The sequence below is a fragment of the Pseudonocardia sp. GCM10023141 genome (assembly GCF_042653605.1).
In genome coordinates this window covers 163,196-183,929 of record NZ_JBHSIR010000043.1, presented here as the reverse complement: position 1 = coordinate 183,929, position 20,734 = coordinate 163,196, and the positions used below count along the sequence as shown (strand labels likewise).

The window sequence follows — 20,734 nt, the reverse complement described above, 5'->3', positions numbered from 1 at the left end:
GAGTGGTGGACACCTTGCGGGAGGACGTGGCCGCGGCGCTGCGCCGGTTCGAGCATCGCCCGGCCGACCGGCCGGACCTCAAACGGGCCGCGGTCGGGATCACGCTCGTGGCCGAGCCCGCTGGGCTCGTCTTCCTCCTCACCCGCCGCGCCACCACCCTGCGTGGCAACCCCGGCCAGTGGGCGCTGCCCGGCGGGCGTGCCGAACCCGGCGAGACGGCGGGCGAGGCGGCGCGCCGCGAGCTGAGCGAGGAGCTCGGCCTGCGGCTCGGGCCCGAGGCCGAGCTCGGGCTGCTCGACGACTACCCGACCCGATCCGGCTACGTGATCACACCGGTCGTGCTGTGGGCGGGATCCGATGTCGAGCTCGTGCCCAATCCCGACGAGGTGGGCGAGCTGCATCGCGTTCCGCTCACGCAGATCGACGTGGAGCCGCGCTTCCTGACGATCCCGGAGTCGGACGCCCCGGTGATCCAGCTCCCGCTGTTCGGCCGGTTCGTGCACGCGCCGACCGGGGCGGTGCTGCACCAGTTCCGCGAGGTGGTCCTGCACGGCAGGGACACGCGCGTGGCCCACATGGAGCAGCCGGTCTTCGCCTGGCGTTAGCCGGCCGGTTCGGGTTCGGGTTCGGCGACCGCGGTGGCCGTGGTGAACCGGTCGGGTACCGTCAGGAAGACCACGAACAGCACCACCAGCAGCACCGCGCGGCCCCACACCCCGAGTGCGACGGCCTGCGCCGAGAAGCCCTCCCAGATGCCGCTGCCCTTGCTGACGTTGATCGTGTAGAACCAGCGGAAGATGCCGATGCCCATCGCCAGGTCGGCCAGCAGGTAGCCCACCACCCAGCGCCACGGTACGGCCATCATCACGAAGAACGGCAGCAGCCACAGCGTGTACTGCGGCGAGTGCACCTTGTGCAGGAGCAGGAAGCCGCACAGCATCGCGGCGCTGACGCCGACCCACGGGTAGACCCCGCTGCGCCGCCACCGCCACAGCCCGATCCCGGCGGCCGCGGCGAAGGAGAGCAGCACCAACGTGGGCGAGAGCCAGTCCATCAGGTGCTGGAACCACGGCTCGTCGGACTCCGGCCGGAAGCCCCAGTACCAGATGGAGTTGGTGGTGAGGTCGACCTTGCGCAGCTCCTGGAACGTGAACGACGCCCGCCAGCCCTCGTAACCCACGATGGCGAACGGCAGGTTGACCACGATCACGGTGGCTGCCGCGAGCAGGGCCACCCGCGCGGCGCCGAACCAGTCGAGCCGGCCCGGTCGCGACATGGTGAGCACGTAGAGCGCCAGCGGCAGCACGAACGCGCCGGGGTAGAGCTTGAACGCGAACCCGATGCCCAGCAGCACGGCGGCGACGGCAGCGCGCTGCGTCAGCGGCCGGGTGGTGCGCCAACCGTGCACCGCGAACACCGCCGCGACCGCGCAGGCGACGACCGGCAGATCCCAGTTGTGGAAGGCGTAGAGCACCACCGGCGGGCCCAGCGCCCACACGAGTGCCCGCCAGCGCGCCAGCCTGCCGAGCATCCAGCCGGTGAGCAGGCCGAAGGGGGCCATCAGCAGCGCCGAGTAGAACAGGTACTCGCCGTCGTTGTGGGCGAAGATCGCGCCCGCCCAGATCAGCAGGCCGGTGAGCACCGGGTACTCGACCGTGCCGCCCTTGAGCTGGCCCTCCGGCGTGATCGAGCCGGAGACGTACGGGAAGACGTGCTTGTCGATGTCGCGTCCGAGCCAGAGGAACTGGATGTCGGAGTAGCAGACGTCGATGTTGATGCGTTCCTGGTAGCCGGGCGTGCTGCGACCGGCGGCGTCGTACTCGGGGCCGGTGCAGCGCGCCTTGTTGGCGTAGCCCAGCAGCAGCGTGAAGCCGGTGAGGACGACGAGCACGCCCAGCATCAGTCCGCCGGTGACCCGCCGCGTGCGGCCGGGGGACGCCGGTGTGGCCGGATCGGTGCGCGACCGTTCCACGTCCACCTCGGTCACGGCGGCCATCCGATCACGACCCCAGCCGCTCGCGGAGGAAGGCGATGTCGGCCCGCTGCCCCTCGACGGGCGTCTCGACGACCACCGGTGCGTCCGCTGCGGCGCACACGGCCGCCAGCGCATCGGGGTCGATGGTGCCCTCGGCCACGTTGGCGTGCCGGTCGCGGGCCGAGCCGAACTCGTCGCGCGAGTTGTTGAGGTGCACCAGGTCGATCCGGCCCGTGATGGCCCTGGCGCGGTCGACGACGTCGACGAGGTCCTCCCCCGCGGCGAAGGCGTGGCAGGTGTCGAGGCAGAAGCCGACGCCGAACTCGCCCACGGCGTCCCACAGCCGCGCCAGTGACTCGAAGCTGCGGGCCATCGCGTTGTCGCCGCCGGCGGTGTTCTCGATGAAGATCGGCACCGCGAAACCGCCGTCGTCCTGCTGCCGCTCGACGAACTTGCGCCAGTTGTCGAAGCCCTTGGCGGCGTCCTCGCCCTGGGTGACGTGCCCGCCGTGCACGACGAGCCCGATGGCCCCGACCTCGGCGGCCACCTCCGCGTGCTGCACCACGATCTTGCGCGACGGGATGCGGATGCGGTTGTTGAGCGACGCCAGGTTGACGACGTAGGGCGAGTGCACGACGACCGCGACGTCGGCGGCCACCAACTGCTCGGCCTGGGGGTGTGACGGAGGCTTCTTCCAGCCCTGTGGATCGGCGAGGAACATCTGCACGATGTCGGCGCCGCGGTCGGCGGCCGCGGCGATCGGGTCGTCCTCGTAGACATGGGCCCCGATGAGCATGACCGCCAGCGTAGTGACCACCTCCGACACCCACGCGCCCACCGGTGGCTGAGCCGCGTGGACCCCCGCTCGTCGCACAGGTTCCCGTGTCGTCGCACACCGCCGACCCTGTGCGACGACCGGAGAAGGTGTGCGAGGAGTGCCCGCCCTGCCGGACCGCCCACCTGCGGGTCGGCGCGAACGCGCTGGTAATCTGTGTTTTCTTGCCCCGACCGCAGCCCACCTGGGCTGCGCTTCCGCCGCTCGCTCCGTCGGGCGGCACGGTTTTGTCGGGGCTGGGTGAGAACCTCCTGTCGCGGATAGTCCGCGACCGTTCCAGTCCATAGGAGGTGAGTGGTTCTCATGCGTCATTACGAGCTGATGGTCATCCTCGACCCCAGTCTGGACGAGCGCACTGTGACGCCGTCCCTGGAAGCATTCCTCAACGTCGTGAAGACCGACGGTGGCACCGTCGAGAAGATCGAGGTGTGGGGCAAGCGCCGCCTGGCCTACGAGATCCTGAAGAACCCCGAGGGCATCTACGCCGTCCTCGAGGTCACGTGCGAGCCGGCCACCGTTGCCGAGCTGGATCGCCAGCTCGGGCTCAACGAGTCCGTGCTGCGCACGAAGGTCCTGCGCCGCGAGCCGAAGCGGGCGCCCGCGCCTGCGGCCGTCGCGAGCTGAGGCGCTAGCGATGGCCGGCGAGACTGTCATCACCGTGGTCGGCAACCTCACCGCCGACCCGGAGCTGCGGTTCACCCCTTCCGGTGCCGCGGTCGCGAACTTCACCGTGGCCGCCACCCCGCGCACGTTCGACCGTGCCAGTGGTGAGTGGAAGGACGGCGACGCGCTCTTCATGCGTTGCAACGTCTGGCGTCAGGCAGCCGAGAACGTGGCGGAGACGCTCACCCGCGGCATGCGGGTCATGGTGTCCGGGCGGCTGCGCCAGCGGTCGTTCGAGACCCGTGAGGGCGAGAAGCGCACGGTCGTGGAGCTCGAGGTCGACGAGGTCGGCCCGTCGCTGAAGTACGCCACAGCCAAGGTCAACAAGGCCAACCGCAGCAGCGAAGGCGGCGGCGGCGGTTTCGGTGGCAGTGGCGGTTCCGGCGGTGGCGGCGGCAACAGGGGTGGCGGCGGAGGCTTCTCCGGTGGCGCTCCGGCCGACGACCCGTGGGGTTCCGCCCCGCCTGCCGGCAGCGGTCCGGCCGTCGACGACGAGCCCCCCTTCTAGCCCACCTCATCCTTTCCCGCCGGGAACGGTGGGCACCGAGCACAACCAGGAGTACCCCGAATGGCCAAGCCAGTTCTGCGCAAGCCGAAGAAGAAGGTGTGCGCATTCTGCAAGGACAAGGCCCAGGACATCGACTACAAGGACACCGGCCTGCTGCGGAAGTTCATCTCCGACCGCGGCAAGATCCGGGCCCGTCGGGTCACGGGTAACTGCCGTCAGCACCAGCGTGACGTCGCGGTCGCGGTCAAGAACTCCCGCGAGGTCGCACTGCTGCCCTACACCTCGACCGCACGCTGAGGGGGAGGCACACCATGAAGCTCATCCTCACCGCTGACGTGCCCAACCTGGGCGCGCCCGGCGACATCGTCGAGGTCAAGGACGGCTACGGCCGTAACTACCTGCTCCCCCGCAAGCTGGCCATCGTGGCCACGCGCGGTGCGGAGAAGCAGGTCGCATCGATCACGCGTGCCCAGAAGGCCCGCCAGATCCGCGACCTGGGCCACGCCAAGGAGGTCGCCGGCGAGCTCGGCAACCTCAAGATCACGATCAAGGCCAAGGCGGCGGGCGACTCCGGCCGCCTGTTCGGCTCGGTCACGGCCAACGACGTCGTCGACGCCGTGCGTGCCGCGGGCGGCCCGCCGCTCGACAAGCGCGCCGTCGAGGTCATCGGTCAGATCAAGACCGTCGGCAAGCACCCGGTCACGGTCCGGCTGCACCCCGACGTCACCACGGAGCTGGCTGTCGACGTCGTCGCGAGCTGATTCGCTCCATCACGCACTGTGAACAGGGCGGAACCAGGGCCACTGGCCCCGGTTCCGCCCTGTTCATGTTCCAGGTGTCATGGGAAGGTGTCTCGCGGACACGTCCAGGCGACCCGTCGAGAGGTGACGATCCCGTCGCCGAGTGACACTCAGGATGCGCCCGGCGGGCGTATGGACGGCGTTGCGCGACACGCCGATGCGAGGCTTTCGGCGTGTCGCGAAAGGAAAGTTGTCCACAGGTGGTCGCATGCCGCTGAGCTGCGGAGACGCGTCTGTGGACGGAGTTGTCCCCACTCCGTCCACAGGGCCCCCCTCGGTGTGGCCTGGGCAGAGGCCGATCCGTCCCCATGGCGTCCCCAGGTCCGTGCACAGGCTGGTTCGACTTCCGACTCGCAGGGCCTTAACGTCGCCGCGCACGGCCAATCGGGCCGACCCGGTGGTGGCCGGTGTTCACCGGGACGTCACTCAGAAGTGGCGCGAGCACGTCGAACCTCTGTTCGATACACTGGCAAGTGGGGGTGACGCTACGTATGGCTCTGGCTGACGACCGTCCGGCAGCCCGACCGCGTCCGGTCCGCTCCGGCGAAGGCGCAGACGCGGGTTCCAGTGCTGCGTTCGATCGGCAGCCGCCGCAGGATCTGACGGCGGAGCAGTCGGTACTGGGTGGCATGTTGCTGTCGAAGGACGCCATCGCGGATGTGGTGGAGGTGCTGCGCCCGGATGACTTCTACCGGCCGGCGCACCAGACGGTGTATGACTGCATCCTCGATCTCTACGGTCGGGGTGAGCCTGCGGATGCGGTCACGGTGTCGGCGGAGCTGCAGCGCCGTGGTGATCTGATCCGTCTCGGTGGGGCGCCGTATCTGCACACGCTGATAGCGACGGTGCCCACGGCGGCGAATGCCGCGTACTACGCGGAGATCGTGTCGGAGAAGGCGATCCTGCGCCGGCTGGTGGAGGCGGGTACGCGGATCGTGCAGCTGGGTTATCACGGTGCTGATGGTGCTGAGGTCAACGATGTGGTGGATCGGGCGCAGGCGGCGATCTACGAGGTCACCGATCGTTCCACCACCGAGGACTACGTGGTCCTCGAAGAGTTGTTGCAGCCCACGATGGACGAGATCGACGCGATCGGGTCCCGGGGTGGGGTGTCGGTGGGTGTGCCCACCGGTTTCGTTGATCTCGACACGGTCACCAACGGGATGCATCCGGGGCAGATGATCGTGGTGGCGGCGCGGCCCGGGTTGGGGAAGTCCACGCTGGGGTTGGATTTCGCGCGGTCGTGTTCGATCAAGCACGGGTTGACCAGTGCGGTGTTCTCGTTGGAGATGAGCAAGTCCGAGATCGTGATGCGGTTGTTGTCGGCGGAGGCGAGCATCCGGTTGGCGGACATGCGTGCGGGTCGGATGTCGGATGAGGACTGGACGCGGATGGCGCGGCGGATGAGCGAGATCTCCGAGGCGCCGTTGTTCATCGACGACTCACCGAACCTGACGTTGATGGAGATCCGGGCCAAGGCGCGCCGGCTCAAGCAGCGCCACGACCTGAAGTTGATCATTTTGGATTATCTGCAGCTGATGACCTCGGGTCGCAAGGTCGAGTCGCGTCAGCAGGAGGTGTCGGAGTTCTCGCGTCAGATCAAGTTGCTGGCCAAGGAGCTCGAGGTGCCGGTGGTGGCGATGTCTCAGCTCAACCGTGGTCCGGAGCAGCGCACCGACAAGCGGCCGATGTTGTCGGATCTGCGTGAGTCCGGGTCGATCGAGCAGGATGCCGACATGGTGATCTTGTTGCATCGTCCGGATGCGTTCGAGCGTGATGATCCGCGTGCGGGTGAGGCTGATCTGATCCTGGCCAAGCACCGTAACGGGCCTACCGACACCATCGTGGTGGCGCACCAGTTGCACTACAGCCGCTTCGCCGACCTCGCCCACGGCTGAGCCGTCCCTGGCGCCGCCCGGCGGTGCAGCGCCAGGGTGACGATTCATCACGATCCGGTCACGACCCGGCCCGCAGCCCGTCCACCGCCCGTGTGCACCGTAGAAGTCGCCATCACGACCGACGCGACAGTGGAGGCACGCATGGTCCGGGCGGTACGAGGGTGCGTCCTCCTCGGCGCGGCGCTGTTCGGGCTGGCGGCGTGCGGTGCACCCACGTCGCCGGTTCCCGTCGCCACCGGGGCCGACACGGTGACGATCACGATGACCGACTTCCAGCTCACGCCCAACCCGGCCACGCTGACGCCCGGCGCGTACCGCTTCCACGCGGTCAACGCCGGTCGGACCACGCACGCCATTGCGCTGAGCGGTCCCGGCGTGCCCGAGCAGCGCACCGTCGTGCTGCAGCCCGGTCAGACCGCAGACCTCACCGCCACCGTGCAGCCCGGGGAGTACGACGTGTACTGCCCGGTGGACGGCCACCGGGCCAAGGGCATGGAGACGCATCTCCACGTGGGCGCCGCAGCGGCGACGCCTGCTCCGTCGTCAGGAGACACCGGTGGTTACTGATCAGCGTGGCAACGTCCGCGGCCGCGAGGCGCTCTGGAGCCTGCGGGTGGTCGCGGCGGTGATGCTCGTCGTGATGGCCGGGGTGCACCTGTGGCTCTGGTTCGACGGGTTCAGCGACATCCCGGTGATCGGTCCGGGTTTCCTGGCCGATGCCGTGGGCGGGTTCGTGCTCGCCGTGGTGCTGATGGTGCCCGGAACCCGCTGGCTGACGCTCGTCGCGGCCGTCGCGGGCCTGTTCACCCTGGGTTCCCTGATCGCGCTGCTGCTGAGCCTGACGGTCGGGCTGTTCGGGGTGCAGGAGCAGTGGGGCAGCGTCTCGGTGCTGGCGTGCCTCGTCTCGGAGGCCGTGGCACTGGTCGCGCTGATCGTGATCGCGCGGCGCTCAGCGGCTGCAGCGCTCGCGCCGGCGCGCTGATACCCGGCCGCCTCGGTTGCTATCAACCCCGGCGAGTGCCGCCGGCGGTACCCCACCCGGCGATCGATCAGGCGAAGCCGGCGTTGCCGAGCCGCTGCGGCCGGGTGTGGGCGACGAAGAGCGCGAAGACCGAGACGACCATGCCCGTGATGGCGATCGGGATGACGGCGAGCAGGCTACCGGCCACGAGCATGACGAGCCCGGCCACGAGCATCAGCGTGTGAGCACCGGAGATCGACGTCGACCGGTAGGCCCGCAGGTGTCCGGCGAACAGCCGCGCGAGGTCGGGGTCGGACTCGACGAGATGACGCTCGATCCGCGCCAGTATCCGGCGTTCACGTTCGCTGAGCACGGGCATCCTCCGGGAGCGCAGGGGTGGGTTGTCCCGAGCTCGTCGCATACCCGGGCAGTGCCGTCCCTTTGGAGAGTAAGCGCAGAGGGATGCCCTTGTGATGTGAGGGTCGGCGACGCCACAGTTCAGATGCTCGAGTGTGCACCGATCAGCCGAGTGGCAGCGGCCGCCTGCTCCACCGTGGCGAGATGGGCACCGTCGAGGACCTCCAGCCGCGAGCCGGCGATGTTCTTCACCAACGTCTCGGAGTGCGGGTCAACGGGAGTCGCCAGATCACCGGTGCCGGCGATCACCAGCGTCGGCACCGCGACGGCGGCGAGGCGGTCGCGGTGGTCCCACGCCCGCAGCGCTTCGCAGCACGCGATGTAGCCGTCGTCGGGGGTGTCGGTGACCATCGCGACGGCCTCGGCGACGACCTCGGGGTGCGCCGCTGCCCAGTCCGGGGTGAACCACCGCGCCACCACCGCTTCGGCGATCGAGCCCGTGCCGCCGCTCTTCACCGCGGCGATGCGCCCCGTCCACGACGAGGGGTCGGGGAAGTGGGCGCTCGTGCAGCACAGCGTCAGGCTCGTGAGCCGTTCCGGCGCCTCGGAGCCGAGGTACATGCCGATCATGCCGCCGAGCGACAGGCCGCACCAGGCGACGCGGTCGACACCCAGATCGTCGAGGAGGCTGATCACGTCGCCCGCGAGGTCGGCCACCCGGTAGGGGCCAGGGGGGTTCGGCGAGCCGCCGTGCCCGCGGTGGTCGATCCGGATCAGCCGGAACTTCTCGGAGAGGCGCGGCACCTGCGGCCGCCACATCTCCACAGTGGACCCGAGCGAGCCGCTCAGCACCAGTACCGGTGCGTCCCGCGGGCCCTCGTCGACGTGGTGCAGAGCCACTGCCGTCACCTGGACTTCTCCGTTCCGACTGTGCGCATCGCACGCAGGGTCTCCAGTTCGCGCTCGCTCGGCGGCGCGGTGATCATCAGATCCGGTGCGACGTCGAGCGGCCAGCCCGTCTCGGCACGCGCCTGCTCGATGGTGACACCGTGGTGCACGGCCGTGAGCACCAGCTCGGCGGTGTCCGGATCCGGTTCGAGCATGCCGAGGTCGGTGATCACGCGAACGGGGCCGGCGCCGCGCAGCCCGAGCGCCGAGCGCTCCCCCGGCCCGCTGCCGTGCCCGACCGACGTCACGAAGTCGACCTGTTCGACGAAGGCGCGCAGGCGGTGGCGCATCACCACGATCACCTCGCGGCAGGAGGCGGCGATCTCGGGCGCACCGCCCGATCCGGGCAGCCGGACGTCGGGCTCGTCGTACTCGCCGATGACGGTGGTGTTGATGTTGCCGAACCGGTCGAGCTGCGCACCGGAGAGGAAGCCGATGTCGATGCGCCCGGGCTGCAGCCAGTAGTTGAAGATCTCCGGGACGCTCACGACGGTGAGCGCGGAGTCGGCGAGGATGCCGTCACCGATCGAGAGCGGCAGCTCATCAGGCGTGGTGCCGATCGTGCCCGACTCGTAGATGAGCACGAGGTTCGGAGCGTGCAGCCGCCGCGCCAGGTTGGCCGCGGTGGACGGCAACCCGATGCCGACGAAGCAGGCCTGGCCGTCGCGCAGCGAGCGGGCCGCGGCGATCGTCATCATCTCGTCGGTGGTCCAGCTTAGGCCGGTCATGACGGGGTCCCCTGCAGGTTCTTGAGCCAGCGGGTGAAGGTGGCGCGGTCGCGGCTGATCGAGTCCCATTCGCGGTAGGCCGCGTTGTCGCGGCCGTAGTAGCCGTGCGCGTACGACGGCGCCGCGCCCCCGGGTACGACGGCAACCGCATCGATCACCCAGGTCGGCAGCACGACAGCGCCGGGCACCGGGGTCAGCTCGGCCACCACCTCCTCCACCGTGACGATCGCGCGGTGCGCGGCCAGCACGGCCTCCTTCTGCACCCCGGTGATCCCCCACAGCTGGACGTTGCCGGCGCGGTCGGCGCGCTGCGCGTGGATGATCGTGACGTCGGGGTTGAGCGCGGAGACGGCCGCGAGCTGCTCGCCCGTGAACGGGCAGGTGACGGTCGAGATGCTCGCGGTGTGCAGCGGCAGGTCGGTGCCGGCGTAGCCGCGCAGCACGGCGAAGGGCAGTCCGGATGCCCCCGCGACGTAGCGGTTGGCCATGCCCGCGTGGCTGTGCTCCTCGATCTCGAGCGGGTGGGGCCAGCCGGTGGCGAGCGCGTCGCGCATCCGGTGCAGGGAACCGACACCCGGGTTGCCGCCCCAGGAGAACACGAGCTTCGCGGCGCAGCCCGCGCCGATCAGCTGGTCGTAGACCAGGTCCGGGGTCATCCGCACGAGGGTGAGCTCGCGCAGTTCCTGGCGGATGAGCTCGTGCCCCGCCGCGAACGGGATCAGGTGCGTGAACCCTTCGAGCGCGACGGTGTCGCCGTCGTGCACGAGCTCAGCCACAGCCTGCGGCAACGACCCGATCTTGGCCACCTGGCAGAAGCTAGTGCGCCCGGTGGGGCCCCGCAATCGCACGGGTGCCGCGCGACGCCGCCGAACGGCCCGATCCTGCCGTTCGGCGGACCGATCCCCACATCACACGACGGTGGGCGAGGCGCCGGTCACGATCGGCAGCGGGTCGGTCCGCCTCGGTGCAACCCTTGAGAAGTGACTGCTTCTGACGCCCGTCCCATCGCGGCCGCTGGCCGCTTCTCCTTCGGCACGGGTGACGTGCACCGTCTCGGTTTCGGGACCATGCAGCTCACGGGACCGGGGGTCTGGGGTCCTCCCGCCGACCCGGAATCCGCGATCGCGGTGCTGCGTCGCGCAGCGGAGCTGGGTGTCGACCTGTTCGACACCGCCGACTCCTACGGCCCCGAGTCCGCCGAGGAACTGGTCCGCGCGGCACTGCACCCCTACGACGGCATCGTCGTCGCGACGAAGGCGGGTTTCCTGCGCACCGGGCCCGGCAAGTGGTTCCCGTGCGGCCGTCCCGAGTACCTGCGCCAGCAGTGCGAGCTGTCGCTGCGCCGCCTCGGCGTCGAGCGGATCGACCTGTTCCAGCTGCACCGCATCGACCCGGCCGTGCCGGCCGCCGAGCAGTTCGGGGTGCTCGCCGCGCTGCAGCAGGAGGGCAAGATCGCGGCGGCCGGGCTGTCGCAGGTGAGCGTCGAGCAGATCGAGCAGGCGCGCGCCGTCGTCGACATCGTGACGGTGCAGAACCGCTACAACCTCACCGACCGCTCCAGCGACGCCGTGCTGCGCTACTGCACCGAGCAGGGCATCGGGTTCCTGCCGTGGGCCCCGATCGCCTCGGGGGCGCTCGCCGAGCCGGGCGGCGCCGTCGCCGACGTCGCCAAGCGCCTCGGCGCCACCACGTCGCAGGTGTCGCTCGCCTGGCTGCTGCAGCGCTCGTCGGTGATGCTGCCGATCCCCGGTACCTCGAGCCTCGAGCACCTCGACGAGAACTGCGCCGCGGCCGGCGTCGAGCTCGACCTGGACGCGGTCGCGGAGCTCGACGCCGCTGTCTGACCGACAACGCTGTCTGATCGATAGCGGGTCCGACCGGCTGTTCACTCCTCCAGGTTCAGCCGCTGGCCGGTGAGCCGGCGCCACTGCCGGGCGAACCAGCCGGGCTCGTTGTCGGTGAGCCGGTCGATCGTCTGCCGGGAGTGTCGCGGGTTCACGGAGTTGACCTGGTCGGGCTGCTCCTCCGTCGCCGCGGTGAGCGAGCGGATGGCCGTGTTGAGCACGGCGAGCAGCGGCACGGCCACCAGCGCCCCGACGATGCCGGCGATGACCACGCCCGCGGCCACCGAGAGCACCACGGCCAGCGCGTGCAGCCGCACGGCCCGGCCGAGCAGCAACGGCTGCAGCACGTGGCCCTCCAGCTGCTGCACGGCGATCACCACGATGAGGATCACGAGTGCCGCCACCGGACCGTTGGCCACCAGCGCGATCAGCACCGCGATCGCACCGGTCAGCACGGCACCGACGGTGGGGATGAACGCGCCGAGAAACACGAGTGCCGCCAGCGGGACCACCAGTGGCACGCCCACGATCGCCAGGCCCAGCCCGATGCCGACGGCGTCGACGATCGCCACGAGCACGGTGGCCCGCACGTAGCCCACCAGCGAGGCGAACGCGCGCTTGCCGGCCACGTTGACCCGGTCGCGGCGGCGCTGGGGGACCGCTCGCATGAGGAACAGCCAGACCCGCGGGCCGTCGTAGAGGAAGAAGATCAGTGAGAACAGCACCAGCAGCATGCCGGCCAGCACCTCGGTGACCGTCGCCGCGGTGGTCAGTGCCCCGGAGGTGAACGCGCCGGTGTTGGAACTGATCGCCTTCGCGAGCTGGTCGGGCAGGTCCTGGAACCAGTTGCTCGCCAGGTTGAACGGTGGCTGCGTGAGCAACGTCTGGATCGACGACAGGCTCGCGGTCAGCTGCTCCTGCAACGCGGGGAAGCCGACGATGAACGTGTTGATCACGAACGACAGCAGCCCGCCGACCAGTGCGAGGCCACCCACGAGCACCAGTGCGGTGGCGGGGCCGCGCGGCACCCTCCTGGCGACCAACCAGTACACGGCCGGTGACAGCAGCGCTGAGAGCAGCACGGCGATCGCCACGGGGATGATCACGATCCGGAGCTCGGCCACGAGGAACAGGAGCAGCGCCACCGCCGCCGCGATGATCAGCAGCCGCCAGCAGATCTCCGCCGTCACGCGCAGGGTCGTCGGGATGTGCGACTGCGGCGGCGCAGCGGGATCCAGCGCCTCCGAATGACCGGCGGCGGCCGCGGGCTCGTCCACGGGATGATCGTTCACGGGCCGAAGGCTACGCGGCCCGGGGCGATCGGCGGGGCGGCGAACCGTGTCCGGTGTCGCTGGAGCGGGCCGAACCGAACGGCCCTGCGCGATACCGCGGGTGGCCTAACGATGCATGGTTCTCGTCACAGATTGTTGAATTACACCCATGTGATTGACGGCCATCTGAGGTTCTGATGGATCGAACGGGTCGAGTCCGACTACAGATATGGACATCGTGTCGAACCGGCACTGCGGTGATCGTGACAGGTTCGCGGAGTCGACACTCCCCGCCGCGCCGCAGGCGATCCCGAACGCGAGGCCGGACAGGCGGCCCGATTTCCGGCCGGCCGGCGATCGGGCCCATCGGATTCTGTCATCGTCCCAGGTCGGCGGTTCGGCGATGGGCATTCTTCAGGCGAAGCGGTGGATCCGGTTCACGGTCCGTCGAGGGCCGGCGGCCCCGTCACTGGCGCCCTTTCGGTCGGGCAGTCGGGGCCCCGGGGCAGTTCGGTGTGCCGGCCCCGCGCGTGGGCGCCGGGCCGTCGGCGGCCCGGTCCGACGTCGTGGGCAGGCATGGATGCGTGGGTCGCGGCCCTGATCCGGGCCGGGCGACTGCGGCAAGCACTGATCGAATACTCGAAAGAGTGGGAGTGTCCGTGAATTCCACCCGATCGAGCGGAATCGACCCGAAGAGCTGTAACGGTCGCTCCGAAACCGTTTCCCCGGGCGAGTGTCCCCGTTGTGGGTGTCAGAGTGCGCCGAACGGCCCAGCCGAATAGGGCCATGAGAAGCAATGGCCGGCGTGCACTGACGATCACGGAGGTGACGCGTGTCCGAACTGGTAATGGATCAGGGCGGGTGGACTGCCACCCGCTCCCCCGCGGCCTACGAAGACGGGTACAGCCCCGCCGACGGCCGGCATGCCTTCAACGAGGACGCCGTGCTGACCCCGATCTTCCATGCGCTCACGCGTGGCGGATGGCGCCGCCGGCAGCACGAGCCGGCAGCACCCCGGCAGGCGGACCCGGTGGACCGGTTCCGCCAGGATCCACTGACGGCGCCGATCCCGATCCAGGCCGTGGTTCCGGCACCCTCCCGGCCGATGTCGGCACCGCGGGCCGGTCGCCGCTCGGACACGGGCGCCCACGCGCTCGCCGAGGCACCCGGGCGCCATCACCGCACACGTGAGCGTGTCGCGAACCTGCCGTGGCGATGAACGGCGCATAGTGCCGTTGTGGGGTGCGGCGACCGTCGAGGACCGGCCGCCCACCCCACGGTTCGCTGCCGCTGACGGTTGCTGCTCCTGGACGGGTCAGTGACGCAGGCGGGTGGCCACAGCACGCATGTCGGCGGTGGCCACAGCGCGATCCACCTGCGTCGGCTCACCGGCGGCCAGCACCTGCTCGCCTGCCACCCACACGTCGCGCACGAGCCGCGAACCGCCTGCCCACACGAGGTTGGACAGCAGCTGGGCGTCGTCGGCGGGGTCGACGAACACGGCGTCGCTCAGATCGACGTGGACCATGTCGGCCCAGCGGCCGGCCTGCAGCACCCCGATGTCGTCGCGGCCGATGGCGGCCGCGCCGTCGCGGGTGGCCATCAGCAGCATCTCCGACGCCGTCAGCGCCGCGGCGTCGCCGCTGGTGACGCGGGCGAGCAGCCCGGCGAGCCGGGCTTCGGCCCACAGGTCGAGGTCATCGCCGGACGCCGGCCCGTCGGTGCCGAGGCCGACCCGCACCCCCGCCCGCCGCAACGCCGAGACGCGGGCGATACCGGCAGCGAGCTTGGCGTTGGAGCCGGGGCAGTGGGCCACGGCAGCGCCGCGGGAGGCCAGCAGCGCGATGTCGGCGTCCGACAGCTGGACGGCGTGCGCGGCGAGCACCCGACCGCCCAGCACCCCGTAGCGCTCCAGCAGCACGGGTACGGAACCGTGCTCGGCGCGCTGCGCGATGTCCTCGTCGGCCGCCTCGGCCACGTGCGTGTGCAGCAGTGCCCCGCGCTCGCGCGCGTGCTCGGCGACGGACGCCAGCGCCTGCGGGGGCAGCGTGTACGCCGAGTGTGGCCCGTACCCGAGCTCGATGCGCTCCCCGGGCCCCGACCGCAGCCCGACCCGGTCGATGCGCTCGGAGATCTCGTCGCGCAGGTGCTCCCAGCTGCCGAGGCGCTCCCAGCCCGGCCCGGCGATGATGCCGGGTGTCAGCACCACGCGCGAACCGACGGCGGTGACGGCGTCGATCACCTCATCGGCGAAGAAGTACATCTCGACGCTGGTGGTGCAGCCGGTGCGCAGCAGGTCGATGCAGCCCGACGTCATGGCGATGCCGACGTCGGTGCCGTCGAGCTGGCCCTCGGCAGGCCACATCACCTCGTGCAGCCAGCGCAGCAGCGGCAGGTCACCGCCCTTGCCCCGCAGCACGGCCATCGGGGTGTGGGCATGGGTGTTGACGAGTCCGGGCAGCAGCGCACCCGCGACGGCGTGCACCGGGGCGTCGCTCTCCGGTGCCGCGGCGCGCGTGCCGATCCAGGCGATGCGGCCGCTGTCGTCGACGTCGACGACACCGTCGCGCAGCACGGAGCACTGAGCGTCGCACGGCAGGATCACCGGCGCGGTGAACCGGATCACCGGCGCGGTTCCAGCAGCGATCGCAGCGAGCGGAACGGCGGCAGCCACGCGCCGGTGTCGGGCAGCGAGTCCAGCGTGATGCGCGGCAGCGGCTCGCGGAAGACGCCGTCGATGTCCTCGAGATCGATGAACTCGATCACCTCGGAGGCCAGCGCGAAGCTCGCGTGCTCGCGGAAGCCGATGACGGTGACGTAGACGCCCTGCTTCTGCAGCTCCTCGAGGGGCTCGCGGAACGCCCGCCCGTCGCCGGAGGCCACCACGACGTGCTGGAGGGAGCCCTCCTCCTCGCGCAGCCGGATGTGGGCGAGCATGTCGTCGTCGACATCGGAGTCGTCGCTGGTCTTGGGCTTGGCGAACACCGCGAAACCGACGTTGCGCAGCGCCTCGACCCACGGCCGCACCACCTCGGTGCTGCCGGGAACGACGTTGGTGAAGACGGTGGCCTCGGCCGTGGCGTCCAGCCCCGCGAGATCGAGCAGCCAGCGACCGACGGCGTCGAAACGGGGTCGGAACGCCGACGTCGGCCGCGCCCCGAGCAGCGAGCCGAGGCTCATGTCCATGTTCGGCGCGTCCCAGACCAGCAGCACACGGGGGGCGGGCCCGATCGGTTCGGTCACGACAGCGGCACCGGCGGGCAGGTCGGGAACATGCCACGACCCTATCCGGTAGGCGGGGTGGCGCGATCACGGCGCATTAGGGTCGGACCCGTGACCGATGCCGACACCGCCACGGATGCCGCCACCATCGCCGCCCGCGCCGCCGACGCGATGACCCGTGCCGACGAGGCGGGCCGCCAGGCCGGGGTCCGGCTGCTGGCCGTCGCACCCGGGAGCGCGCAGACGGCGCTGACCGTGCAGGAGCGACACGTCAACGGCCACGGCATCTGCCATGGCGGCTACCTGTTCCTGCTCGCCGATGCCGCGCTGGCGTACGCGTGCAACAGCTACGGCGTCTCCGCGGTGGCCGCGGGCGCCGACATCGCGTTCCTGCGCCCCGTGCCGCTGGGCGCCGACCTCGTGGCGGAGGCGGTGGAGCGGGCGCGCACGGGCCGCTCCGGGCTCTACGACGTCACGGTCCGCCACGGCGATGTCGTGGTGGCGGAGTTCCGGGGACGTACCCGCCAGGTCCCGGGTCTCGCCCAGCCGACCTGACGGGGCTCAGGAGGGCTCGGGTGCCAGGAACGCGGGGCGCGTGGTGGGGTCGGGCTCGTCGTAGTAGCGGTGGTAGACGGGCGTGAGGCCGCCGGAGACCGGCGGCACGATCCAGCTCCACTCGGCCGGGCAGCTGCGCCCGGCCCGTTCCTCGCGCTGGATGTGGGTGAGGAAGCGCTCCGATTCGGAGTGGTGATCGGCCATGGTCACGCCGGCCTCGTCGAACGAGTGCTGCACCGCGCGCACCATCTCGAGCATGGCGCGGTCGCGCCAGAGCGTGCGCTCGGAGCTGGTGTCGAGACCGAGCCGCTCGGCGACGACGGGGAGCAGGTCGTAGCGGTCGGCGTCGACGAGGTTGCGGGCCCCGATCTCGGTGCCGAGGTACCACCCGTTGAACGGGGCCGCCGGGTAGGTGATACCACCGATCTCCAGCGGCATGTTGCTGATGGCCGGTACCGCGTGCCAGCGCAGTCGCAGCTCCGCGAACCACGGGAGATCGGGATGCGACAGCGGCACCTCGAGGATCTCGGTGGCGGGCATCTCGAACAGCTCCGGCGCGGTGTCCGGGCGGGCCGAGATCATCAGCGGCAGCACGTCGAACCGGCCGGGCGGCTCGGGGCGGCGCCAGCCGAGCGCGACGGCACGCTCCGTGAACTCCTCGTAGCGCCCGTCGCCTCGCACCTCACCGCTCGCGGTGCGGTGTCCGGCGTAGCGGATGAGCTGGTCGTTGTGGATGCGCGGCCCCGGCCGGCCGGGACGGTCCGGTGCGAAGATCGTGATGGTGGAGCGGATGCGGCCGCCGCGGGTGGCCTCCCGCAGGTGCTCGACGCAGTCGGCGGCGACGTCGGCGGGCGCGACGATCGATCGGCTGTCGCGGATCCGCAGGCTGTTCCAGTAGAGCCTGCCGATGCAACGGGCCGCATTGCGCCAGGCGACGCGGGCCCCGAAGGCCAGCTCGTCGGGGGTGTGCGTGTAGCTGCCGGTGGCGTCGATCTCGGCGCTGACCTGCCGCAACCGGCCGTCGAGCGTCTCGGCGGGGGTGGTCTCGAAGTGGAACTGCTCCAGGAATTCCTGCGCGGCCGTGCGGTCAACGGGAAGGGGACCGATGACGGCGGGCGCATGCACGACAGGACAGCGCGGTGCCGGCACTGCCTGGTGCGTGGAATCCGGTGCGGACTGCTGCTCGACGAGCGAGGTCACGCACGCTCCTGGGGGTCGCTCGGCCGGATCATGACAGCCGGACAACCCGGCGACCCCGTCGTTCTGGTCACCAGGAACCTCCAGTCCGCACAGCCCGACGCCCCGGACGGGGCCATCACGCTTTCTACACGGTCACTGTTAGTGTTCGTCAGGTGCTGTTGGGGTAACTTCTTCGATACAGGAGATCGTGCACGTCACGGCCTTCGAGATGGGCGCGCTGCTCGAACTTGGTCACAGGGCGCCACGGCGGCCGCGGCGTCCAACCCTCCGGATCGGCCGAGGTGTTCTCGAGCAGCGGCTCTCCGTCGGCCACCGAGCGCATCTGCACGGCGTAGTCGTCCCAGTCGGTGGCCATGTGCAGCGTGCCACCCGGCCGCAGCCGCGTGACGGCCATCGCGACGAACGCCGGCTGCACCAGCCGGCGCTTGCGGTGCTTGCGCTTGGGCCACGGGTCGGGGAAGTAGATCCGGATGCCGTCGAGCGAGCCCTCCGGGACGCGCGTGCGCAGCAGCTCGACCGCGTCGCCGCGCAGCAGCGCGAGGTTGGTCAGCCCGTCCTCGACCACACGCGTCAGCAGCTGCGCCAGCCCCGGCTCGAAGACCTCGGCGCCGAGGTGGTCGATGTCGGGTGCCGCGGCCGCGAGCGCGGCGGTGGTCTCCCCCATCCCGGTGCCGATCTCCAGCACGAGCGGTGCCGTGCGGCCGAACCAGGCAGCGGGGTCGTAGGGCAGCGCGCCGCTGAGGAGATCGGCGATGTCGCGCCCGTGCTCGGGCCACCAGCGGTCCCACGCGCCCTGCTGGCCCTCGGTCAGCCGGTTGCGCTGGTGGACGAACGTGGTGATCGGCGGGTGGGCGACCCCTGCGGCGTTCCCGACCGGCGAGTGCTCAGCCACCTGCGTTCGGCGAGGTGTTCTGGCTCGCCTGGGCGGCCGGCAGCCGGACACCGGACGTGGCGCCGGGCAGCTTGCCCCGCGCGTAGCCCGCGGTCGTCCAGGCCAGCGCCGTGACGACGGCGGCGGCCGAGGAGACACGCCGTTCCTTGAGCTCGCGCAGCACGGCGGCCGGCAGGATCTTCGCGACGTAGCTGGCCTCGGTGGCCAGCGCGTCGCCCTGGCCCACGAGCTTGGACACCGCCGCCTTCGACAGTCCCTCCGCCCAGCTGCGCCTGCGCAGGTAGGCCCACTCGACGCGGTCGTCACTGACCCGGTGATCGACGATGGCCCTCGGCTCGAACACGATGCGGATCTTCTCGCCGGCCCGGCCGTAGACCTGCCGGGCGCGGATGCAGAGCTCGGTCTCCTCGCAGCCCAGCGGGTTCTTGCCGATGCGGCCGATGTCCTCGGCGAAGCCGCCGACCCGCGCGAAGACCTCGCTGCGGAACGACATGTTGCAACCCATGACGTTGCGGACCTCGGCCTGCTCGGTGGGCTGGCCGGTGTAGGTGCACCCGACGATCCAGTCGAGCTCGCCGGTGGCGTCCCGGTTGGCGGGGTCGGCGCCGGGCAGGACCCGGGGTCGCTCGATGCGCGCGCCGCGCTTGGTGGGCTTCGCGGGCCAGCGCGGGTGCGCCACCCCACCGACGACCATCACGGTGGGGTCGGAGTAGGGCTCCAGCAGTGCCGCGAGCCAACCCGGACGGGCTGCGGCGTCGTCGTCGAGGAACACCACGACGTCCCCGCTCGCGGCGGCGATGGCGGTGTTGCGCGCTCCGGACAGGCCCTGGCGGTGGGCGTTGGGCAGCACGCGGACCCCGCGCGGCCCGAACGCCTCCTGCGCCCGCGACAGCAGCGCCGCGTTGTGGTCGACGACCACGAGCGTCTCGTCGGCCGTGACGCTCTGGGCGGCGACCGATTCGACCGCCTCGACGATGTCGTCCCACCGCTTCTCGGTGTACACGCAGATCACGACCGTGGCCGTGACGTCAGGAGCGGTGGACACGAACAGATCTCCTCGAGGGGCTGGCCGCCCCCGGGGTCAGCGGGAGCGGCGGTCGGCGCGCCGGTGCTCGGCCAGCAGGGTACGCAGGACGCGGGTGCCGTCGGCGAACGTGCGGAGGTTGGTCTCACCGAACATCCGCTGTCGCTCGATCGAGGGCACCTCTGTGATCTTCAGTCCGGCCGCGGCGATCCGGCAGTTGAGCACCGTCTCGATTTCGAAGCCGTCGCCCCAGAGCATGCCCTCGGCGGGCTTCGGAGCATCGACCGGGGGCAGGTCCAGCACCGGCAGCACGTCGGCCCAGAAGGCGTTGTAGCCGTAGCAGAGGTCGGTGTACGACGTGCCGAACAGGGCGTTGGCCACCCCGTTGAGCCCGGCGTTGCCGCTCTTGCGCAGCAGTGTGATGTCGTCGCTGCCGCCGCCGGGGGTGAACCGGCTGCCCTTGGCGAAGTCGGCGCCCGCGACGAGTGCCTCGACGAACGCCGGGATCTCGCTGGGGTCGGCCGAGCCATCGGCGTCGAACATCACGATGATGTCGCCGGTGGCTGCGGCAAAACCGCAGGCCATCGCGTTGCCCTTGCCCTTGCGGGTCTGGGTGATGGTGCGGACCGAGGGCAGCACCCTGCGAGCCACGCCGATGGAGTCGTCGTGGGAGTTGCCGTCGACCACGATGATCTCGTGGACGCCGGGCTTCACCGCGGCGATCGCCGGGAGCACGATCTCGAGGTTCTTCGCCTCGTTGCGGGTGGGCACGATCACGGTGACGGCCGGGTACGCCGAGCGGCTCGGTGTCGCGCGCGGGCGGGGTCGGGGCAGCACGCGCCGAGCCGTCTCGTGGTTCGACGCGTAGTGCGCCGACACCGCGGGGACGGCCGGACGGGCGGGTGAAACGGCGCTCACACAACCTCCAGACAGGTCCGCTCAATCAGGACAACGACGCTGTCCCTCACGGGTTGCGGGTGAACTAGCTCGCACGCCCCGGAAGAGGGGAATGTGATCGGACCGTGACCGGGGCCGGGTACTCGTACGCACGCG

Annotated in this window: 24 protein-coding genes; 11 read left to right on the top strand and 13 right to left on the bottom strand. The window is 70.7% G+C overall.

Annotated elements, in window-relative coordinates:
* The first annotated feature begins 5 nt into the window (after positions 1-5).
* Positions 6-605, top strand: coding sequence for an NUDIX hydrolase (locus ACFPFQ_RS26005; RefSeq protein ID WP_379623253.1), 600 nt, complete (start codon positions 6-8; stop codon positions 603-605).
* Here ACFPFQ_RS26005 and ACFPFQ_RS26000 read toward each other — a convergent pair.
* Both ACFPFQ_RS26000 and ACFPFQ_RS25995 read right to left on the bottom strand, forming a co-directional pair.
* The gene (locus ACFPFQ_RS26000; protein ID WP_379623251.1) at positions 602-1,987 is read right to left on the bottom strand and encodes a glycosyltransferase family 87 protein; all 1,386 of its coding nucleotides are present in this window, start codon (positions 1,985-1,987) and stop codon (positions 602-604) included. The two genes, ACFPFQ_RS26005 and ACFPFQ_RS26000, sit on opposite strands and share 4 nt — an antisense overlap.
* 13 nt (positions 1,988-2,000) lie before the next feature.
* Positions 2,001-2,771, bottom strand: a complete 771-nt coding sequence (locus tag ACFPFQ_RS25995; protein WP_379623249.1) for a deoxyribonuclease IV — start codon at positions 2,769-2,771, stop codon at positions 2,001-2,003.
* Between the two features lie 342 nt (positions 2,772-3,113).
* Here ACFPFQ_RS25995 and rpsF point away from each other — a divergent pair, with 342 nt between their 5' ends.
* From rpsF to ACFPFQ_RS25960, 7 genes are all read left to right on the top strand, one after another.
* The gene (gene rpsF / locus ACFPFQ_RS25990) at positions 3,114-3,434 is read left to right on the top strand and encodes a 30S ribosomal protein S6 (RefSeq protein WP_379623247.1); all 321 of its coding nucleotides are present in this window, start codon (positions 3,114-3,116) and stop codon (positions 3,432-3,434) included.
* Between the two features lie 10 nt (positions 3,435-3,444).
* A complete protein-coding gene (locus tag ACFPFQ_RS25985; RefSeq protein ID WP_379623245.1) occupies positions 3,445-3,981 on the top strand; it encodes a single-stranded DNA-binding protein in 537 nt (178 codons plus the stop codon).
* Between the two features lie 60 nt (positions 3,982-4,041).
* Complete coding sequence (rpsR, locus tag ACFPFQ_RS25980; RefSeq protein WP_094923024.1) at positions 4,042-4,278, top strand: 30S ribosomal protein S18; 237 nt, start codon at positions 4,042-4,044, stop codon at positions 4,276-4,278.
* Positions 4,279-4,292: 14 nt separating this feature from the next.
* On the top strand, positions 4,293-4,742 hold the full coding sequence (gene rplI, locus ACFPFQ_RS25975; protein ID WP_379623243.1) for a 50S ribosomal protein L9: 450 nt from the start codon (positions 4,293-4,295) through the stop codon (positions 4,740-4,742).
* 530 nt (positions 4,743-5,272) lie between these two features.
* Positions 5,273-6,679, top strand: a complete 1,407-nt coding sequence (gene dnaB, locus ACFPFQ_RS25970; protein ID WP_379623241.1) for a replicative DNA helicase — start codon at positions 5,273-5,275, stop codon at positions 6,677-6,679.
* A gap of 141 nt (positions 6,680-6,820) precedes the next feature.
* Positions 6,821-7,246: a cupredoxin domain-containing protein gene (locus ACFPFQ_RS25965; RefSeq protein WP_379623239.1), complete on the top strand. Its 426-nt coding sequence runs from the start codon at positions 6,821-6,823 to the stop codon at positions 7,244-7,246.
* On the top strand, positions 7,236-7,661 hold the full coding sequence (locus ACFPFQ_RS25960; RefSeq protein WP_379623237.1) for a hypothetical protein: 426 nt from the start codon (positions 7,236-7,238) through the stop codon (positions 7,659-7,661). Before ACFPFQ_RS25965 ends, ACFPFQ_RS25960 begins: the two co-directional genes overlap by 11 nt.
* 67 nt (positions 7,662-7,728) lie before the next feature.
* On the opposite strand, the gene ACFPFQ_RS25955 is transcribed toward ACFPFQ_RS25960, so the two are convergent.
* From ACFPFQ_RS25955 to ACFPFQ_RS25940, 4 genes are all read right to left on the bottom strand, one after another.
* Complete coding sequence (locus tag ACFPFQ_RS25955; protein WP_379623235.1) at positions 7,729-8,013, bottom strand: DUF3040 domain-containing protein; 285 nt, start codon at positions 8,011-8,013, stop codon at positions 7,729-7,731.
* A 125-nt stretch (positions 8,014-8,138) separates the two neighbouring features.
* Positions 8,139-8,906: a 3-oxoadipate enol-lactonase gene (gene pcaD / locus ACFPFQ_RS25950; protein WP_379623233.1), complete on the bottom strand. Its 768-nt coding sequence runs from the start codon at positions 8,904-8,906 to the stop codon at positions 8,139-8,141.
* Complete coding sequence (locus ACFPFQ_RS25945) at positions 8,903-9,673, bottom strand: CoA-transferase subunit beta (RefSeq protein WP_379623231.1); 771 nt, start codon at positions 9,671-9,673, stop codon at positions 8,903-8,905. The genes pcaD and ACFPFQ_RS25945 overlap by 4 nt, the downstream gene beginning before the upstream one ends.
* The gene (locus ACFPFQ_RS25940; RefSeq protein ID WP_379623229.1) at positions 9,670-10,479 is read right to left on the bottom strand and encodes a CoA transferase subunit A; all 810 of its coding nucleotides are present in this window, start codon (positions 10,477-10,479) and stop codon (positions 9,670-9,672) included. Before ACFPFQ_RS25940 ends, ACFPFQ_RS25945 begins: the two co-directional genes overlap by 4 nt.
* A gap of 174 nt (positions 10,480-10,653) precedes the next feature.
* Here ACFPFQ_RS25940 and ACFPFQ_RS25935 point away from each other — a divergent pair, with 174 nt between their 5' ends.
* Positions 10,654-11,517 (top strand): aldo/keto reductase, encoded by an 864-nt coding sequence (locus tag ACFPFQ_RS25935; RefSeq protein ID WP_379623227.1) that lies wholly within the window; start codon positions 10,654-10,656, stop codon positions 11,515-11,517.
* A gap of 41 nt (positions 11,518-11,558) precedes the next feature.
* On the opposite strand, the gene ACFPFQ_RS25930 is transcribed toward ACFPFQ_RS25935, so the two are convergent.
* Entirely contained in the window at positions 11,559-12,809 is a 1,251-nt protein-coding gene (locus ACFPFQ_RS25930) for an AI-2E family transporter (RefSeq protein WP_379623225.1), read from the bottom strand.
* 811 nt (positions 12,810-13,620) lie between these two features.
* On the opposite strand from ACFPFQ_RS25930, the gene ACFPFQ_RS25925 reads away from it, so the two are divergent.
* The gene (locus ACFPFQ_RS25925) at positions 13,621-14,007 is read left to right on the top strand and encodes a hypothetical protein (RefSeq protein ID WP_379623223.1); all 387 of its coding nucleotides are present in this window, start codon (positions 13,621-13,623) and stop codon (positions 14,005-14,007) included.
* A gap of 96 nt (positions 14,008-14,103) precedes the next feature.
* Here the strand turns inward: ACFPFQ_RS25925 and ACFPFQ_RS25920 are convergent, their stop codons facing one another.
* On the bottom strand, positions 14,104-15,414 hold the full coding sequence (locus tag ACFPFQ_RS25920; RefSeq protein WP_379623221.1) for an amidohydrolase family protein: 1,311 nt from the start codon (positions 15,412-15,414) through the stop codon (positions 14,104-14,106).
* Positions 15,411-16,031, bottom strand: a complete 621-nt coding sequence (locus ACFPFQ_RS25915) for an NYN domain-containing protein (RefSeq protein ID WP_379623218.1) — start codon at positions 16,029-16,031, stop codon at positions 15,411-15,413. The genes ACFPFQ_RS25920 and ACFPFQ_RS25915 overlap by 4 nt, the downstream gene beginning before the upstream one ends.
* 150 nt (positions 16,032-16,181) lie before the next feature.
* On the opposite strand from ACFPFQ_RS25915, the gene paaI reads away from it, so the two are divergent.
* Complete coding sequence (paaI, locus tag ACFPFQ_RS25910; protein ID WP_379623297.1) at positions 16,182-16,565, top strand: hydroxyphenylacetyl-CoA thioesterase PaaI; 384 nt, start codon at positions 16,182-16,184, stop codon at positions 16,563-16,565.
* A gap of 6 nt (positions 16,566-16,571) precedes the next feature.
* Here the strand turns inward: paaI and ACFPFQ_RS25905 are convergent, their stop codons facing one another.
* The 4 genes from ACFPFQ_RS25905 to ACFPFQ_RS25890 form a co-directional block, all read right to left on the bottom strand.
* Positions 16,572-17,714, bottom strand: a complete 1,143-nt coding sequence (locus ACFPFQ_RS25905; protein WP_379623295.1) for a nitric oxide synthase oxygenase — start codon at positions 17,712-17,714, stop codon at positions 16,572-16,574.
* 199 nt (positions 17,715-17,913) lie between these two features.
* Positions 17,914-18,657 carry a tRNA (guanosine(46)-N7)-methyltransferase TrmB gene (trmB, locus tag ACFPFQ_RS25900; protein WP_379623216.1) on the bottom strand — a complete coding sequence of 248 codons (744 nt, stop codon included), beginning with the start codon at positions 18,655-18,657 and terminating at the stop codon, positions 17,914-17,916.
* A complete protein-coding gene (locus tag ACFPFQ_RS25895) occupies positions 18,650-19,702 on the bottom strand; it encodes a glycosyltransferase family 2 protein (protein WP_379623214.1) in 1,053 nt (350 codons plus the stop codon). Before ACFPFQ_RS25895 ends, trmB begins: the two co-directional genes overlap by 8 nt.
* 36 nt (positions 19,703-19,738) lie before the next feature.
* Positions 19,739-20,599 carry a glycosyltransferase family 2 protein gene (locus ACFPFQ_RS25890; RefSeq protein WP_379623212.1) on the bottom strand — a complete coding sequence of 287 codons (861 nt, stop codon included), beginning with the start codon at positions 20,597-20,599 and terminating at the stop codon, positions 19,739-19,741.
* Positions 20,600-20,734: the final 135 nt, after the last annotated feature.

Bases quoted from the DNA above. Each gene is read 5' to 3' on its own strand.
- rplI (WP_379623243.1), top strand. From the start codon at position 4,293: ATGAAGCTCATCCTCACCGCTGACGTGCCCAACCTGGGCGCGCCCGGC.
- ACFPFQ_RS25995 (WP_379623249.1), bottom strand. From the start codon at position 2,771: ATGCTCATCGGGGCCCATGTCTACGAGGACGACCCGATCGCCGCGGCC.
- rpsF (WP_379623247.1), top strand. From the start codon at position 3,114: ATGCGTCATTACGAGCTGATGGTCATCCTCGACCCCAGTCTGGACGAG.
- ACFPFQ_RS25945 (WP_379623231.1), bottom strand. From the start codon at position 9,673: ATGACCGGCCTAAGCTGGACCACCGACGAGATGATGACGATCGCCGCG.
- rpsR (WP_094923024.1), top strand. From the start codon at position 4,042: ATGGCCAAGCCAGTTCTGCGCAAGCCGAAGAAGAAGGTGTGCGCATTC.
- ACFPFQ_RS25985 (WP_379623245.1), top strand. From the start codon at position 3,445: ATGGCCGGCGAGACTGTCATCACCGTGGTCGGCAACCTCACCGCCGAC.
- ACFPFQ_RS25965 (WP_379623239.1), top strand. From the start codon at position 6,821: ATGGTCCGGGCGGTACGAGGGTGCGTCCTCCTCGGCGCGGCGCTGTTC.
- paaI (WP_379623297.1), top strand. From the start codon at position 16,182: ATGACCCGTGCCGACGAGGCGGGCCGCCAGGCCGGGGTCCGGCTGCTG.
- dnaB (WP_379623241.1), top strand. From the start codon at position 5,273: ATGGCTCTGGCTGACGACCGTCCGGCAGCCCGACCGCGTCCGGTCCGC.